The organism is Haladaptatus sp. DJG-WS-42 (genome assembly GCF_037198285.1).
Classification (GTDB): Archaea; Halobacteriota; Halobacteria; order Halobacteriales; family Halococcaceae; genus QDMS2.
In genome coordinates, this window is the sequence record NZ_CP147243.1 from 96,318 (window position 1) to 110,790 (window position 14,473).

General features: G+C 58.5%; 17 protein-coding genes and 1 tRNA gene. 8 read left to right on the top strand and 10 right to left on the bottom strand.

What is annotated here, in order from left to right; all coding sequences use genetic code 11:
- Positions 1 to 301 precede the first annotated feature (301 nt).
- Positions 302 to 697, bottom strand: coding sequence for a CopG family ribbon-helix-helix protein (locus V5N47_RS00510; protein ID WP_338728812.1), 396 nt, complete (start codon positions 695 to 697; stop codon positions 302 to 304).
- Between the two features lie 107 nt (positions 698 to 804).
- Between V5N47_RS00510 and V5N47_RS00515 the strand changes: the two genes are divergently transcribed.
- Positions 805 to 1,611, top strand: a complete 807-nt coding sequence (locus V5N47_RS00515) for a hypothetical protein (protein ID WP_338728814.1) — start codon at positions 805 to 807, stop codon at positions 1,609 to 1,611.
- A gap of 472 nt (positions 1,612 to 2,083) precedes the next feature.
- On the opposite strand, the gene V5N47_RS00520 is transcribed toward V5N47_RS00515, so the two are convergent.
- The 5 genes from V5N47_RS00520 to V5N47_RS00540 form a co-directional block, all read right to left on the bottom strand.
- Positions 2,084 to 2,261 (bottom strand) — tRNA-Trp (locus V5N47_RS00520).
- Positions 2,262 to 2,380: 119 nt separating this feature from the next.
- Positions 2,381 to 2,758 carry a helix-turn-helix domain-containing protein gene (locus tag V5N47_RS00525; protein ID WP_338728816.1) on the bottom strand — a complete coding sequence of 126 codons (378 nt, stop codon included), beginning with the start codon at positions 2,756 to 2,758 and terminating at the stop codon, positions 2,381 to 2,383.
- 129 nt (positions 2,759 to 2,887) lie between these two features.
- The gene (locus tag V5N47_RS00530; protein WP_338728817.1) at positions 2,888 to 3,538 is read right to left on the bottom strand and encodes a helix-turn-helix domain-containing protein; all 651 of its coding nucleotides are present in this window, start codon (positions 3,536 to 3,538) and stop codon (positions 2,888 to 2,890) included.
- A gap of 4 nt (positions 3,539 to 3,542) precedes the next feature.
- Entirely contained in the window at positions 3,543 to 4,001 is a 459-nt protein-coding gene (locus V5N47_RS00535; protein WP_338728819.1) for a pyridoxamine 5'-phosphate oxidase family protein, read from the bottom strand.
- A 129-nt stretch (positions 4,002 to 4,130) separates the two neighbouring features.
- Positions 4,131 to 4,280, bottom strand: coding sequence for a hypothetical protein (locus V5N47_RS00540; RefSeq protein WP_338728821.1), 150 nt, complete (start codon positions 4,278 to 4,280; stop codon positions 4,131 to 4,133).
- A 153-nt stretch (positions 4,281 to 4,433) separates the two neighbouring features.
- On the opposite strand from V5N47_RS00540, the gene V5N47_RS00545 reads away from it, so the two are divergent.
- A complete protein-coding gene (locus tag V5N47_RS00545; protein ID WP_338728824.1) occupies positions 4,434 to 4,895 on the top strand; it encodes a hypothetical protein in 462 nt (153 codons plus the stop codon).
- Here V5N47_RS00545 and V5N47_RS00550 read toward each other — a convergent pair whose 3' ends face one another.
- Positions 4,896 to 5,126: a DUF5795 family protein gene (locus V5N47_RS00550; RefSeq protein WP_338728826.1), complete on the bottom strand. Its 231-nt coding sequence runs from the start codon at positions 5,124 to 5,126 to the stop codon at positions 4,896 to 4,898.
- 44 nt (positions 5,127 to 5,170) lie between these two features.
- Complete coding sequence (locus V5N47_RS00555; RefSeq protein WP_338728827.1) at positions 5,171 to 6,088, bottom strand: DUF5794 domain-containing protein; 918 nt, start codon at positions 6,086 to 6,088, stop codon at positions 5,171 to 5,173.
- Between the two features lie 484 nt (positions 6,089 to 6,572).
- Between V5N47_RS00555 and guaB the strand changes: the two genes are divergently transcribed.
- Positions 6,573 to 8,066 (top strand): IMP dehydrogenase, encoded by a 1,494-nt coding sequence (gene guaB, locus V5N47_RS00560; protein ID WP_338728828.1) that lies wholly within the window; start codon positions 6,573 to 6,575, stop codon positions 8,064 to 8,066.
- 34 nt (positions 8,067 to 8,100) lie between these two features.
- On the opposite strand, the gene V5N47_RS00565 is transcribed toward guaB, so the two are convergent.
- A complete protein-coding gene (locus V5N47_RS00565; protein ID WP_338728830.1) occupies positions 8,101 to 8,643 on the bottom strand; it encodes a GNAT family protein in 543 nt (180 codons plus the stop codon).
- Between the two features lie 93 nt (positions 8,644 to 8,736).
- Here V5N47_RS00565 and V5N47_RS00570 point away from each other — a divergent pair, with 93 nt between their 5' ends.
- From V5N47_RS00570 to V5N47_RS00585, 4 genes are all read left to right on the top strand, one after another.
- Positions 8,737 to 9,126 carry a pyridoxamine 5'-phosphate oxidase family protein gene (locus V5N47_RS00570; protein WP_338728833.1) on the top strand — a complete coding sequence of 130 codons (390 nt, stop codon included), beginning with the start codon at positions 8,737 to 8,739 and terminating at the stop codon, positions 9,124 to 9,126.
- 56 nt (positions 9,127 to 9,182) lie between these two features.
- Complete coding sequence (gene nucS, locus V5N47_RS00575) at positions 9,183 to 9,935, top strand: endonuclease NucS (RefSeq protein WP_338728835.1); 753 nt, start codon at positions 9,183 to 9,185, stop codon at positions 9,933 to 9,935.
- A gap of 130 nt (positions 9,936 to 10,065) precedes the next feature.
- Positions 10,066 to 10,773, top strand: a complete 708-nt coding sequence (locus V5N47_RS00580) for a universal stress protein (RefSeq protein WP_338728836.1) — start codon at positions 10,066 to 10,068, stop codon at positions 10,771 to 10,773.
- Positions 10,774 to 10,813: 40 nt separating this feature from the next.
- Positions 10,814 to 12,994 (top strand): amino acid permease, encoded by a 2,181-nt coding sequence (locus V5N47_RS00585; RefSeq protein ID WP_338728837.1) that lies wholly within the window; start codon positions 10,814 to 10,816, stop codon positions 12,992 to 12,994.
- 67 nt (positions 12,995 to 13,061) lie between these two features.
- Here V5N47_RS00585 and V5N47_RS00590 read toward each other — a convergent pair whose 3' ends face one another.
- A complete protein-coding gene (locus V5N47_RS00590) occupies positions 13,062 to 13,265 on the bottom strand; it encodes a hypothetical protein (RefSeq protein WP_338728838.1) in 204 nt (67 codons plus the stop codon).
- 94 nt (positions 13,266 to 13,359) lie between these two features.
- Here V5N47_RS00590 and V5N47_RS00595 point away from each other — a divergent pair, with 94 nt between their 5' ends.
- A complete protein-coding gene (locus V5N47_RS00595) occupies positions 13,360 to 14,454 on the top strand; it encodes a hypothetical protein (protein ID WP_338728839.1) in 1,095 nt (364 codons plus the stop codon).
- The last annotated feature ends 19 nt before the right edge of the window (positions 14,455 to 14,473 follow it).

The following is a 14,473-nucleotide window of genomic DNA, read 5'->3' on the forward strand; positions in this document are numbered from 1 at the left end:
GAACGCTGGTGAACGAGCTAATGTTACGTCTTTGATGAACACTACGATGCGCAGAGTGAGAGCGAACGTGAGTGTAGACGTGCTGGATAAACACGATGACGCGCGCCGCGAAGCAGCGCGAGCACACACGAGAAAGGAGTATCTGGATAACTTGTAATAATCTGTTCAGAAATTTTTTATTGCAATCCTCGAACGGTGATAGATTTCAGAGACCGTGCTGAATAGAGAGCGCAAGTCGACATGTGCGGCGTGAAATAGGTGCGTGTAGAGTGTATACCATTCAAGCGTCTCGGTTGAATCGTTATTCCACTCCCTCCCGAATGACCATCGCCTTCACCCGACGCACTCCATCAAAGTCACGGAGTTGGTAGATTAATCTGCGAACTCGCCCGGCTGGCCCTCGACAGAACAGGGCTTCGAGACACCACTCTCCTTGATGCGTGTGACTTGTATTGAGAATAACCTCCTGATACTCGTGTTGAACAGCGTGGAGTTCCCCTATCACCTCGTGGTGGCGATAATCGAACGCAACGAGAGCGACAACTTCACCGCTCGTTTCTTCGAGACGAGAGTGAGACTCGATGTATTCTAGCATCGCTTCTCTGACTGCCCGTGACCTGTTTTCGATTTCTTGTTCTTGCCACACCCGGTCGAACTCCGCCACGACTTCATCGGGGATATTGAAACTCGTTCTCATGAGTACCGAAACGTCGTGCCCCTACAAGAGTTTCCTCGTATGACGATTCACCCATTTCGGTATTAACAACCGTTATCCCCGTCGTTAGCGGAATCTCTAATATATAGATGTTACACAACGAAGCTCTTGGGCTTCTCATCGGTGCCGTCGCTCTCGGTGCAGTCCACGGTATCGAACCCGGGCACGGTTGGCCAGTCGCTGCGTCGTACGCACTCGACCAAACGAACAAGTGGGTGTACGGGTTCGCGGCGAGTTTCATCCTCGGCGTAGGTCACCTTATCAGCAGTATTGCGATGGTTGGAGTGTTTTTCTACGCGAAGGAGTATTTCAATCTCACACAGGTCAACGAACCGATTACGATACTCGGTGGTATCCAAATCGGCGGGCAGATTAGTCTCGTGGCCGGTGTCTTGCTCATTGCACTCGGTATCCGCGAGTACTTCCAAGGGCACTCTCACGGAACTGACAACGACGGCCACGGTCACGACCACAGCCATGAAGACGAGCACTCACACGACCACAGCCACTCGCACGGCGATGAATCTGGAGGAGTCCTCTCACGCTTGAAAGAGTTTATTCCCTTCGTAGGCGGGCACTCACACGACTACGGCGACCTCGAAGATGCCGCCGACCGTGGCCTCCTCGGAATCGCGTGGTTCGCGTTCGTCCTCGGATTCGCACATGAAGAAGAGTTTGAGATTATCGCGCTCTGCACCGGGTCTGACTACTGTCTCGAACTGATGAGCGCGTACGCCCTTACCGTCATCATCGGTATCGTCGGACTGACAATGCTGATGGTTGCAGGTTATCAGCACTACGAAGAGAAATTTGAGCAGTACACGCCGTACCTCCCAGCGTTTTCCGCCGCTGTCCTCATCCTCATGGGCGTCGGGTTCATCACCGGACTGTTCTAACCCATCCTAACGGTTTCCATGAGTTCCGAGCGGCAGTTTCGTCAGCGAGACGGTGGAAACACGATGGTCATTTGCTGAGTACACCCTTTGTATCTCCCGGTCGTTCACCATAATGTAATTCATATACCATTTCTAAAAATATGGTATGTTTGTCATTATTGGGCCAGTGGTGTTCCTCTCGATGTACTCCCTAAGAAAATCCAAAAAAGTATTTCACTTCCACTGAGGTCTACTAGTTGTAATCAACCGGTGACGCTGTCCACCATTCGATAAGTGGTTGAAATCAAACGGCGAAAATCAGCTAAGAACTTAATCGAAGCTCCGCTGTCTGTCGATTTGAGTCCGGTAAAAGCGCGAGTGGGGTCGGAGGGATTGTGAACCTCGGTCGCTCGCATTGCTCGCTCCCTGGTTCAAATCCTCCTCGGTCATAATTACACGCGCCGCTCAGCAGTTAGCGGCGCGAGAAAGTTAGTGGGGTCGGAGGGATTTGAACCCCCGATCGACTGATATCTCCGGTACGCCTCGGTACTCCAGAGGGTCGTCAACGCACCCAATGATCAGTCAGGTGCTCTGTATATCAGTTCTGGAGTGTCGTCACCGTGCGTGTTACCTCTGGAGTCAGTCGCCATGCCGGGCTTGGCCACGACCCCGCGCATCTCTTCGTTGGACAATGCTACCTAAAGTGGTTTCGATTCGGGAGCGAAAAACACGCCGCGTGCGTTGGGTTTGTCCGGTTGGATCCATCACCCCGGTAACTCGTCGTGGCTCCTCAGAACGACGCAGAAACGCTCGCGGCGTCGCATGGAGATATCGTGAGTTCGAGACCGTGGTCGCTCGACACGGAGACGACGATGTTCTCCACCGCACGCACGTACTCGCTCGTGTGGTTTCCCGAGAGTGACAGGCGCGTTCGTTCTTCGAGGAGGCCGACATCGGTGAGTTGGTTGACCTTCCGGTAGGTCGTCGAGACGGGCAAGTCACAGGATTCTGCAATCTCGTGGGCTGAGAGCGCCGCATCCTTCGTTGCCATGAGGACGGCCCGGCACGCGGCGTCATCAAGCGCCTTGAGCAGTGGTTCGACGTTCTCTTGGGCGACGGTGGTGGATCCGTTCGAGCGACCGGGAGCGAAAGAGAGTGCAGTGGACATGGTGATTCTCTATTCTGTACGAGGGACGCTATGGGAACCAATGGACTGCCCGGATAACACGGGTGGTTTATATACTCCCGTGCGATTGCGTGTGATGCTGGAGCTACTGTTTCTCGACGAACAGTCCGTCTACCCGTCGCGTTCGAGAAGCTGGTCGAACACTTTCGATTGCGCGGCAGCGAGGTGTTGGGCAAACGTTGACTGGCTGATGCCGAGCGTCGACGCAATTTCGGTCGCGTTTGCGCCTCGTGGCTGGGAAAAATAGCCCATCTCGTAGGCAGTTTGGAGGACTTCGAATTGCCTCTCAGTCAATCGACTTCTATCGACGAACACGTTGTCTTTTGCCGTCCCTTCGGTCGGTGAGCGAACAAGCCGTTTGATGTCGATATCAGGAAACCGGTCGCGGAGGTCGGCGATAACTTCCTGTAAGTGGTGAAAGTCGGTCGCGTGAAACACGATGGTGAACGTTCCGTCGTGGGCGAAATAGCGCTCGATTGGGCAGCCAAAGAGCCCGAGACACTCACAGGGACAGGTGACGCCGCGGTCGTGGGTGTACCGGTAGAGTCGGGTCGGACCGTAGGCAAAGATGGGTTCGATGTCCGGGTCGAGGTCTGGAACCTCACCTTCCAGCAAAAATTCGGTGACGCTGTGGGTCGAATCGAGCGGCGAGATTGACGTCGACCGTGAATAAATCGGGTGGTCGACCTCGTTCGAAAGGGTGGCAATCGGACACGTTTCGGTTGACGCAAACTCGACCGTTGCGCGGATTCCCGACAGCATGGGCCTATGCGTCAGCCGTTTGGTCGATTTCGACTCGGCGACCGCCGATGTCGTCTGGGTCGAGTTCGTACAGCTTGATATCGAGGTTGTCTTTCGTCTGTCCCCAGATTTCGAACAGCGGGCGCTTTGCGTTGCCGTACTGAACGATGTGTTCGACGGTCACCTCCGCTGGCGAGATCTCTTTGAGTGTGCCGACAGCGACCGCGCTGCGATACACCGAGTCGTCCTGGTCGTGGACGACGATGCGAACCATCGGTGCAGAAGAGAGAAAGCGTCGCTTCTCGCTTTCGGGAGTCGAGACGAGACGCATGAAAAATCGCCGATTGGTGGCGTCGTAGCCATACGAAATTGGGATGGCGTACGGCGTGTCATCGTCTGCGAGAGAGAGAACAGCTGTTTCGTGAGCGCTTAGAAGAGCGTCGGTCTCTTTCTCGCTCATTTTGGTCTGCTGATCGAGCACCATAGTTCCTACTTGTGTATCTTCTGTGAACGACTGTATAGTTATTGTTGGAGACTGCACACCTCAGACGGCATCTCGACTCTCTGCGTACACCGAAGGCAGTGGACGATTGAGAACAACACTCGGCAGGTATCAGACGGACGAAAAGGCGTTAGAAGACACCGCAGACCCACAGATGACGCACCCGTTGTTGATGAGCGCATCGCGCATCGATGCGTTCACAACCAGCGATTCTCCGCACTCGGGGCAGGAGAAGGTGAGGTCATTTTCAATACTCATCATTGGTCACTAGTACGCTCGTTGAAGATAAATGAAACCCCTACGGTTCTCAGCCAGCGAGAATTTCTCTCTGTGGGCTGGTTTTTACAGAGAAGCGTCCGTCGCAAGCGACAGAATACCCGCGCACTCATTTGAGCCGACGCCAATTAGCTCTCAATGCTCGATTGGCGTGCCATCGGCCTCGGCATCCTCGCACAGATGAGCTATCTCGGGGTGCTCTACGCCGCGTGGCCACTGCGAGGAAAACTCATCCAAAGCCTCGCGCTCGTCGCGCTCACGGGCGTCCTCGGTGGCGTCGTCGCCGGGCGGTTGGCTACCGAACACGGCTTCGACCGAATCCGACATGGATTGATAAGTGGTATCGGTGGTGGTGCGGTGTTCGCACTTTCATTTTTCGGCATCAAATCCACGCCCGGGCTGGCACACGGCGCGTACTGGAGCGTCGGGTTTGTCATGGCAACGAACATTCCGTTTCCCGGCCTCATGCTCCGCGACGGCGGGCTATGGCTCGTCGTCGGATGGAGTTTACTTGGCGGGGTGGTCATCGCCGGACTCGGCTTGCTCGCGGGCTATCTCACACCGCCCGCGAGCGAGGGACTCGTGTTCATCAGAGAATAGTCAGTCGTCGCGGTCGTCGTCGCTCCACTCGCAGTCTTGGCACTTCCACCCGGTGACGAACTCCATCACCGAGGGCATGTAGCCGACTTCGAGGACGTTGCCGCCACAGTCGGGACACGCACGGTCTGCGTCTCGAATCGGTTCTGCATCCATCACATCAGCGCCTTCGATGAGCGCGGCGAGTCGCTTGGGCGTGACCATGCGGCCCTCTACGACGCGATTATCAGCCATAGAAAAGCGCAGGGCCGCCGTCCCCTAAGTATTAGCGCTCTCGGTCAGAGCCACGGCGCGCGGCTGTCGGGTTCGCCGGGGTAGCCGTAGGCCCCCGAGTCGTCTTCTTCGTCGTCGCCGCCATCAGTGACCGCCTGTGCGGCCACGGGCTGTTGGTGGGTTGCCGTTGGTTCAGGCATTGGTTCTGGGTCTTCTGGAACCGTCTTCGTCCGCTTTGGAATCGTCGCGTTGTCCGGGTCGAACGCGAGGATGGTCGCGATGCCGAGGACAGCGAGCGCGATTGGTGCGTCGCTTGGGACGCCCGGGACGTGCAGGATGGAGAGGGGCAACATCCCGAGGGCGACCGCACTGCCGAAGCGGAAGCGGTCGATGTCAACCACGCCGCGCAGCCATGGGCCGAGCAGCGCAATCGAGAGTGCGAACGCAACGCCCACGCCTGCGGCCGCCGCAGACCGCATGATGAGGTCTGGGTTGAGCGAGAGGGCGAGTTCGAAGCCGGACACGTCGAGGCTTGCGAGCAGGCCGAGGCCGATGATGACACCGGGCCGTGGCAGGTACTCGCCAATCGTCGCGCTCGCGGTTTTGGCCGCGATGGCGAGGATGACGAGCGCGGCGAAGCGCTCGAACGTCGCGAGATTCAACACGCTTTCGATGGTCGGGGCGAACGCCGCCTCTGCGGCGGCGAGTGCGATGAGTGGAACCCCGACGAGCAGAATCGTCTGTGCCTGTTCGCGCGGGTTTCCGTCCATTTCAGCGAGGATGACCGCGACGGTCGCAGAGCCACCGAAGACGAGGAGGCCGACTTCGAGGATGCCGGTGATGCTGTCGAGTGCGCCAGCGAGAACGAGCGCAGGAAAGATGCCATCGATAAGTGGCAACGCCATGACCGTGACGAGAAGCTTCGCCGCGCCGCCTACCTGTTGCTCTAAGCGGAGTGCGATTGGGTGTTGGGAGCTACTCATTTCGGACTACTGATGGCCGTCACCTTCGGCCAAACGGCGATAGTGGAGACGATACTGGCGAGCGCTGTGGTCACGTTTTCGCCAGAGGCCTACCGACGGGAATCCTGCCAGTGTAAAAATGGGTTTCATCGCGTTAAAGAGTGTCAGCTCGTCGGAACGGGTGTTCTGACCGACCGTACTCCGTGCGATGGGACTGGCAGCGTCCATACGCTCACAACAATAGTTATAGACATAAACGTTGTGTGAGAGACGGTTCCATGGCTCTCGAATATCGAACGTGAAACGTTCCCACAGCACGGGAAGCCACACTTGTGTACAGAATTGGTGGACAATTGTCTACACCTGGCCGTAAACTATATTGGGTTATGTCGGAAGTTTACCAGTCGAGTGGTGGCGAATGCCGGTCCCGCCGGGTGGCGTGACACGTTCCACCACGCAGGCGATATCTCGCAACGTTTTTGAGGAACCCTTTCCGACGGTTTATATGGCGAACGACGTTCCCGAAGACGACCCATTCTCCCAGAAGTTGAGAGTCCCAGAGGCGCTCACTTTCGACGACGTATTGCTCAGACCCAAAGAGAGCCGTGTCGAACCCGACGACGCGGACGTGAAGACGCACGTCTCGAAAAACGTCAGCATCAACGTGCCCGTGCTCTCTGCGGCGATGGACACGGTCACCGAGAGCGACCTCGCAACCGCGATGGCCCGACAGGGCGGCATTGGTGTCCTCCACCGAAACATGGACGTCGAGACGATGGTCGAAGAAATCAACCGCGTGAAGGCCGCAGACGACCTCATCATCCGCGAAGTCGTCACCGCGAGCCCGGACATGACCATCCGCTCCGTTGACCAACTCATGGAACAACGCGGCATCAGTGGCGCACCCGTCGTGGACGACGACGACAAGGTGCTCGGCATCATCAGCGCGACGGACGTGCGCCCGTACCTCGAAGTCGGCGAAGGCGACGAAGTCCGCGAAGCGATGACCGACGAAGTCATCACCGCAACGGAAGCCGTCACCGCACGCGAGGCGCTCGAACTCATGTACGAGCACAAAATCGAGCGTGTCCCAATCGTGGACACCGAGAACAAACTCATCGGCCTCGTGACGATGCAGGGCATCCTCCACCGTCGTGAGTACGACAACGCCGCCCGCGACGAGACCGGCAGCCTCGTCTGTGGCGTCGCCGTCGGCCCGTTCGAACTCGACCGCGCGCAAGCCGCGGACGAAGCCGGTGCGGACGTCCTCTTCATCGATTGCGCCCACGCGCACAACATGAACGTCATCGACAGCGCCCGCGAGATTCAGGAGACGGTCTCCGCGGACGTTGTCGTGGGCAACGTCGGGACCCGCGAAGCCGCCGCGGAAATCGTGGACTTCGCAGATGGCATCAAGGTCGGTATCGGCCCCGGCAGCATCTGTACCACTCGCGTCGTCACGGGTGCTGGAATGCCACAGATTACGGCCATCGCGCAGGTCGCAGACGTGGCGTCGAAACACGACGTTCCCGTCATCGCAGACGGTGGGATTCGCTACTCCGGCGACGCCATCAAGGCACTCGCCGCGGGCGCAGACGCCGTGATGCTCGGTTCGTACTTCGCCGGAACCGACGAGGCACCGGGCCGCGTCATCACGATGAACGGCAAGAAGTACAAACAGTACCGCGGCATGGGCAGCGTCGGCGCGATGCGCTCGGGCGGCGGCGACCGCTACCTCAAAGACGAACCAGAGGACGAAGACGACTACGTCCCCGAAGGCGTCGAGGCCGCAACGCCGTACAAGGGCAGTCTCGCAAGCGAACTCCACCAGCTCGTCGGTGGGATGAAAAGCGGGATGGGCTACGTCGGCGCATCGACGGTGCCGGAGTTCAAAGCACGCGCTGAGTTCGTCCGCATCTCCTCGGCTGGCCAGACGGAAGGCCACCCACACGACGTGATGATTACGGACGAAGCGCCGAACTACAGCCCACAAGAGTAACCCCGCAGGGAACGTTTTTTCGCGGTTTAATAGGCTACTGCGCGGACGCTTTTCGCCACTCAGCTTCGAGCAGGCCAAAGTAGTGTGTGTCGTGGTACTCGCCATTTATGAACACGTCCTCACGGTGGACGCCTTCTGCGGTGAAGCCGAGGCGTTTCAGCAGGCCCATCGACGCTTCGTTGAACGAAAACACGGCAGCCTGAATCCGGTGCATCCGAAGCTGGTCGAAGCAATACTCGATGGCGAGTTCGACGGCGGCTTTCGCGTAGCCTTCGCCTTGATAGTCGGGTACGAGCCAGTAAGCCAACTCGACTTGCCCCGTCTCGCGGTCGATGGGGTCTAACTCGACCACGCCGACGCGCCGGTCGTTGCTGACGATGAGCAGTTGGAGACTGTTATTGTCCGTGCTCATCTCCTCGAAGTACTGGCGCTCTTGATAGCCGTTCGTTGGGAGTTGTTGGCCAACGGGCACCCGCACGGCAGGATGGTTGACGTTGTCGCGAAGAAAGTCGAGGTCTTCTGCTTCGACGGTCGCAAGCGAGACGCGCTTCCCTTCGAGAACGATGGCCCCGGGCATGGTACGAACGACTCTACAGAGCCTGAAAAACCTTCCTTGCACCGACCTGCGCACCGAGAACTGGCTTATCCACTCGCACAGCCTATGAGCGCCATGGTTGTGTCCCCTACCATCGAACGCCTTCTCTCGTCCGGGCGTGCAAGCGCCCACCTTGCGACCTCGCACGACGACCGCCCGCACGTCGCGCCCGTCTGGTACGTTTACGACAATAGCAAACTGTACCTGATGACCGGCGGGCGAAAACTTCGGAACATCGCGGAAAATCCGCGGGTTGCAATATCAATCGAAAACACGCGTGAGAGCTACTGGGCGGTCAGCATTCTCGGGATGGCCCGCATCGTCACCGACCGCGAGAAGGTGACAGAGATACGGCGGAAGCTGAACGCGAAGTACCGCACAACGGCGACCGACGGCGGCGAGTCCGGCTACGAATACCGACTGGTCGAAATCGAGATTGGCAGCGCGACGCGTGCTGGCGGATAGCGACCACCCGAAATCTTCAGCCTTATTTTCCGCCCGTGAGTTCACTCAGAGAGCGCATGCCTCTCTCGCAACTCGAATCTCCCGAACCGAAAGCGGTCGTCGAAGCTGCGAAGGCAGCCGCTCGCGACGGCTCGATGCTCACCGTCGAAGCGCGCTGTGAAGTGACCTACGAAGGGCGAACAAGCGGCTATCTCGCCGCGGGCGACCGCATCCTCGTCGCCAAACCCGACGGCACGTTCCTCGTCCACCAGCCAACGGGTCACAAACCAGTGAATTGGATGCCCGGCGGCGGCAGCGTCTCCGCCCGTCTCAGTGATGGCGACGCCGTTTTGCTCGCGCGACGAACCAATCCGAGCGAGCGCGTCGAAGTTCGCATCGAAGAAACCTACGGGGTCACGCGGTTCAACGCGGTAGACGGCGCAACATACGAGGATTCGGGCACGGAAGCCGAGATGCACGAGTTCATCGAGCAGAACCCGAACGTGCTTGGCTCCGACATCCGCATCGTCGAACACGAACGCGAGTCGAAGTACGGCTACATTGATTTCTACGCCGTAGACGATGACGGCGTTCCGGTCGTTATCGAGGTCAAACGGATTCAGGCAACGCTCAATCACTTCGACCAACTCCAGCGCTACGTCTCGCTCTACGAGGACACGAACGAGGACGTGCGCGGGATGCTCGTCGCGCCCTCTGCTTCAGAGCGCGTGAAACGGGCCCTCCGGGACAATGGACTGGAGTTCGTCGCGCTCTCTGAGTTCGGCCGCGACGCAAAAGGCGCGACAGAGGCGAAGTTGAGTGATTTTTAAGACGAACGGAAAGCGACGGGCAGTTTATCTGGTAATCAATCCACACTTCGACTATGGTTTCCCGTGAAATTCTCTCGCGTCAACCCTTACGATGAATTGATATCTTTTGCATGTGAAATAGTATCACAATATGGCTCCGATTGACGAACTAACGATTCTTGTTCCGGTCGATATTTCGGAGTCAGAACTCCCACCGCTCCAGATTCTCGACCTCCTCAAACCAATCGAGGTCGTGTTGCTCGGCTACTTTCCGGTGCCGGACCAAGCAGAACCGGCACTCATCAAAGACGAATACGAAGCCGAAGCGGTAACCAGACTGAACGCAATCGCTGACGGCAGGCGTGACCTAACCGACGTGCTCGTTTTCACCCACGACCGAGAAGCCACAATCGACCGGATTGCTCACCAGCACGGCTGTGACGCGGTCTTGGCGGGTGGTGACACAGCCGTCATCAATCGCATTCTCGTCCCACTCCGTGGCGATGTAAACCTCACCCGCATCATCTCGGTCGTTGCGAACCTCGTTCGCGCAAGCGACGCTACGGTCACCCTGTTTCACTCGGTCACCGAAGACACGAACCGGAGTCACGGTGAATTTCTTCTCCGTGGGGCGGTCGAGCGCCTGACTGAATACGGAATCGACGAATCACGGATTGAGTGGCGACTCGGAGAGGGAGGAAGTCCACAGGACGAAATCATCGCACTGTGTAGCGAGTACGACATCGTGATTCTCGGTGAAACAGAACCCTCGCTTCGAGAACGCATTATCGGCGACGTGCTCTCACGGATTATCGACAGCATCGAAATTCCCGCGCTCATCGTCCGGGATGTCGAGTGATGATCGCTCTCGTGTCGTGTGAAATTCTTGCGGAGCGGCCATGAGCACCGGCGGCGGTGAGTTAGAGCGAACCCTCGGCTTCCTCGAAGCGATGACGCTCGGTGGCGGCACGATGATTGGTGCCGGAATTTTCATCCTCCCCGGCATCGCAGCGGAACTCGCCGGACCGGCAAGTTCTGTTTCGTACGCCATCGCTGGCTTCGTCGCGTTGCTCGCGGCGCTCTCACTCTCCGAGTTGGCGACGGGGATGCCGATTGCGGGCGGGAGCTACCACTACGTCAATCGCGCGCTTGGTGGACTGTTCGGCGCAATCGTCGGCTGGGGCATGTGGACCGGCCTGATGTTCGCAAGCGCCTTCTACATGGTCGGCTTTGGGCAGTATCTGGTTGCACCCATTCCGTTCCTCGATGGGCGCGTGTTCGTCATCATCCTTGGACTCATTGGCTTGGCGTTGCTCATCGGGGTCAACTACTACGGCACGGAGGAATCGAGTTCCCTCCAGAACGTCATGATTCTGGCAGAGACGGCAATCATCGTCGTCTTCGTCGCCGTTGGCGTGTTCTTTATCGTCCCGGAAAATCTGGAGCCATTTGCGCCGACCGGCCCCAGCGGAATTCTCGCCACGACCGGCATCGTTTTCATCTCGTTTCTCGGATTCGAAATCATCGCCACCGTCGCGGGCGAAATCAAGAATCCAAGCCGAACGATTCCGCTGTCGATGATTCTCTCCGTGGTGCTCGTAACGTTCCTCTACGTCCTCGTCATGCTTGTCAGCACGGGCGTCATCCCGTTCGAATCGCTTGGGCAGTCACCCATCCCCGTCTCTGACGTTGCCGCAGTGTACCTGGGTTCGGTTGGTGGGGTTGCCATCGTGTTCGCCGCGATTATCGCCGCGATTTCGAGTTCGAATTCGTCGATTCTCGCCGCCTCGCGCGTCGTTTACGCCATGGGCCGAGACGGTCTCGTGACCAACTGGATGAACGTGAGCCACGCGCGCTTCCGGACGCCCCACCGCGCCATTCTCGCGACCGGCGGGCTCACGGCTCTCCTCATACTGGTCGGCCTCAAAGTTGACGCTATCATCGCCCTCCTCGCTGAAGCGGCGAGTTTCAGCTTCCTCGTCTCCTACTCACTCGTTCACCTCGCGCTCATCGTCTTCCGGCGGGCCGACCCCGACGAGTACGACCCGTCGTTCAGGCTCCCCTTCCCGCTCTATCCGGTCGTTCCCATCCTCGGCGTGCTCCTCTCGTTCGTCGTCATCTCGCAGATGGCGCCCGTTATCATCCTCATCGGGTCAAGCATCGTCGCGCTTGGCGTGGTGTGGTATTTCGTCTACGCGAGAAGCCGCGTCGTGGGCGAGGGACTCATCGGCGAGGCACTCCGGCGCGCACCAGCCGAGGTGTACCGCGTTGTCGTTCCCGTCGCCAATCCAGCCACGCAACGCGGGCTTCTCAGACTCGCCGCCGCCAGCGCGCACGCGAACGACGAACAAGGGACGCCGGAACTCGTTGCGGTCAATGTCGTTCAGGTCGAACACCCCTCGCCGTTACAGAACGTTGAATCAGATCGCCTCGACCACCAACACGAACTGCTCGAAGCCGCCCACGAAATCGCCGCGACCGAAGACGTCCACCTCCGTACCCGGGCGATGGTCGCCCCCACCATCGACAAAGCGGTGCTCGACGTGCTCAAAGCCGAACGCGCAGACCACCTCCTCCTCGGCTGGGACGGGACGCTTGGCGATGCTGATTCGCTGTTCGGTCACACGCTCGATTCGATAATCAACGACGCCGACTGTCCCACGTCGCTCGTCACGCTCCGAACCGAGACGATTGGGTCGCCAGTGGCGCTCGTCGCACCCGGGCCGAACGCCCCGGTCGTCGCCAGACGCGCCGTGGAGTTTGCCTCCGTCGAAGGAACCACCCCAACCCTCCTGAACATCCAACCGCCACAGGCGGACGAAGCAGACGCGATTCAACGCGGCGAGACATTCATTGAAGAAGTCGCAGAACGTGCGGGGCTTGAACCCGATGAATACAACGTCGAGGTCATCGTCAGCGACGACGTCACTGCCGCGATTCTCGGCGCACTCGGCCGATTCGACACCATCTGTGTTGGCTTGTCTCAACGAACCGACGGTGCTCAGATTCCGTTCGGCACGATTACGCAACAGGTGGTCGAGCACGGCGTCGGAAACGTTGCGATGATACGCGGGTCGTGAACAACCGTGAGCGCTCCTTTAGCGGGAAAGTTCGAAAAACTCGCACGGCAATCTGCCGATGGCGGAGCTATTGATCTGCGTAGTGGCGAATGAGCCCACACTCCGGGCAGACTGCAACGAGGGTTTTGACCTTCTCTTTGACGCCGAGTCCGCCGAGAAAGCCCGGCTTTGGTTCGTTCGTGACGAGATAGAGTTTGAAGCCATCGTCGGTTCGCATCTCCATCTCTTCCATCGTGACCCCACAGTCAGGACACCGCCGAATGGTCGTCATATCCTCTGTAAAATGTTCGTTGCGTGCGATAAAGGCGATGCACCGCTCAAATTCTCACCAGACTTTATACTGTTGACAATTTAATCACATTATCGTGGATAAGACTGTGCTCGCTGTCGTATTGGTGCTCTTGGCCGGGTGTGGCGCCAGCCCTGTCGATACCGCAACCCAAACGACACCAACGCCAACCGAAATGGCGACGACTGAGACGCCGTCAGTCACTCCGTCTACGACGGTTGAATCCACCACGTCTCCCGCAACGACCACAGCCCAGCCGACGGCTCAACCAACCACCGAGGCTCCACCCATCAATCCGTGGAACAAGAACCCGGTGACAGTGGCCATCGAGAAACCAGAACAGGATTCCCGCAACTACACGCCGCTCGTCGAAGCGGCGCTCGACTACTGGGAGACCAACAGTACGCAGTACACGGCTGCTGAAGTTGAGTTCGAGATCGTCGAAAATTCGAGCGAGGTCGACGTGATACTCAGGATGAGCCCAACGATTCAGCGCTGTGGTTCACTCACCTCCGAAGACCTGCTCGGGTGTGCGCCACGATACTCACCCGAGAACGAACTCCCCTCGCCAACCGTCGTCTACATCGCCACTGGCTTCGTGAACGAGACGACCGTGAAAACCATCAAGCACGAACTCGGCCACACCCTCGGCTTGGGCCACGAGACGCCACCGGCGTTCATGACGGCGTACACCAACGCCACCTCCCTCTCGATTCCGAACGCGACTGAGCGACGAATCCCGTTCAACCAGGCCACCCTCACCGTGTTCGTCAACTACTCGAACGTGGACGACGGCATCGACTACGCCTACGAGACGAAGATCGAGCAAGCGCTTGACTACTACAACAACGGCGCAGAAGGAACGGAACCCGACCAGCTCGAGTTGGTCGTCGTGGACACCCGCGAAGAGGCGGACATCGTCATCAACGTGGGCGACGAGCGAACCGAACCCTACACCGACATCAGCGTGTTCGGCTACGACACAGACGACGACCCGGCGTTCGAATACTACTCAAATGCTACGATAACTGTGGCTGGGTACGACTCAGGCGACACCGGCTGGATTGTTGGGTACTACCTCGGCTATGCGCTTGGGGCCGAATCGAACGAGGAACTGCCTCGGCCGTTTAGAGACGGGGAGATTGACGACCCGAACTGGTGGGAGTACTGATGCTTCTGGGTACTTTCAG

Bases quoted from the DNA above. Each gene is read 5' to 3' on its own strand.
- V5N47_RS00510 (WP_338728812.1), bottom strand. From the start codon at position 697: ATGAGAACGAGTTTCAATATCCCCGATGAAGTCGTGGCGGAGTTCGAC.
- V5N47_RS00515 (WP_338728814.1), top strand. From the start codon at position 805: ATGTTACACAACGAAGCTCTTGGGCTTCTCATCGGTGCCGTCGCTCTC.
- V5N47_RS00525 (WP_338728816.1), bottom strand. From the start codon at position 2,758: ATGTCCACTGCACTCTCTTTCGCTCCCGGTCGCTCGAACGGATCCACC.
- V5N47_RS00530 (WP_338728817.1), bottom strand. From the start codon at position 3,538: ATGCTGTCGGGAATCCGCGCAACGGTCGAGTTTGCGTCAACCGAAACG.
- V5N47_RS00535 (WP_338728819.1), bottom strand. From the start codon at position 4,001: ATGGTGCTCGATCAGCAGACCAAAATGAGCGAGAAAGAGACCGACGCT.
- V5N47_RS00540 (WP_338728821.1), bottom strand. From the start codon at position 4,280: ATGATGAGTATTGAAAATGACCTCACCTTCTCCTGCCCCGAGTGCGGA.
- V5N47_RS00545 (WP_338728824.1), top strand. From the start codon at position 4,434: ATGCTCGATTGGCGTGCCATCGGCCTCGGCATCCTCGCACAGATGAGC.
- V5N47_RS00550 (WP_338728826.1), bottom strand. From the start codon at position 5,126: ATGGCTGATAATCGCGTCGTAGAGGGCCGCATGGTCACGCCCAAGCGA.
- V5N47_RS00555 (WP_338728827.1), bottom strand. From the start codon at position 6,088: ATGAGTAGCTCCCAACACCCAATCGCACTCCGCTTAGAGCAACAGGTA.
- guaB (WP_338728828.1), top strand. From the start codon at position 6,573: ATGGCGAACGACGTTCCCGAAGACGACCCATTCTCCCAGAAGTTGAGA.
- V5N47_RS00565 (WP_338728830.1), bottom strand. From the start codon at position 8,643: ATGCCCGGGGCCATCGTTCTCGAAGGGAAGCGCGTCTCGCTTGCGACC.
- V5N47_RS00570 (WP_338728833.1), top strand. From the start codon at position 8,737: ATGGTTGTGTCCCCTACCATCGAACGCCTTCTCTCGTCCGGGCGTGCA.
- nucS (WP_338728835.1), top strand. From the start codon at position 9,183: ATGCCTCTCTCGCAACTCGAATCTCCCGAACCGAAAGCGGTCGTCGAA.
- V5N47_RS00580 (WP_338728836.1), top strand. From the start codon at position 10,066: ATGGCTCCGATTGACGAACTAACGATTCTTGTTCCGGTCGATATTTCG.
- V5N47_RS00585 (WP_338728837.1), top strand. From the start codon at position 10,814: ATGAGCACCGGCGGCGGTGAGTTAGAGCGAACCCTCGGCTTCCTCGAA.
- V5N47_RS00590 (WP_338728838.1), bottom strand. From the start codon at position 13,265: ATGACGACCATTCGGCGGTGTCCTGACTGTGGGGTCACGATGGAAGAG.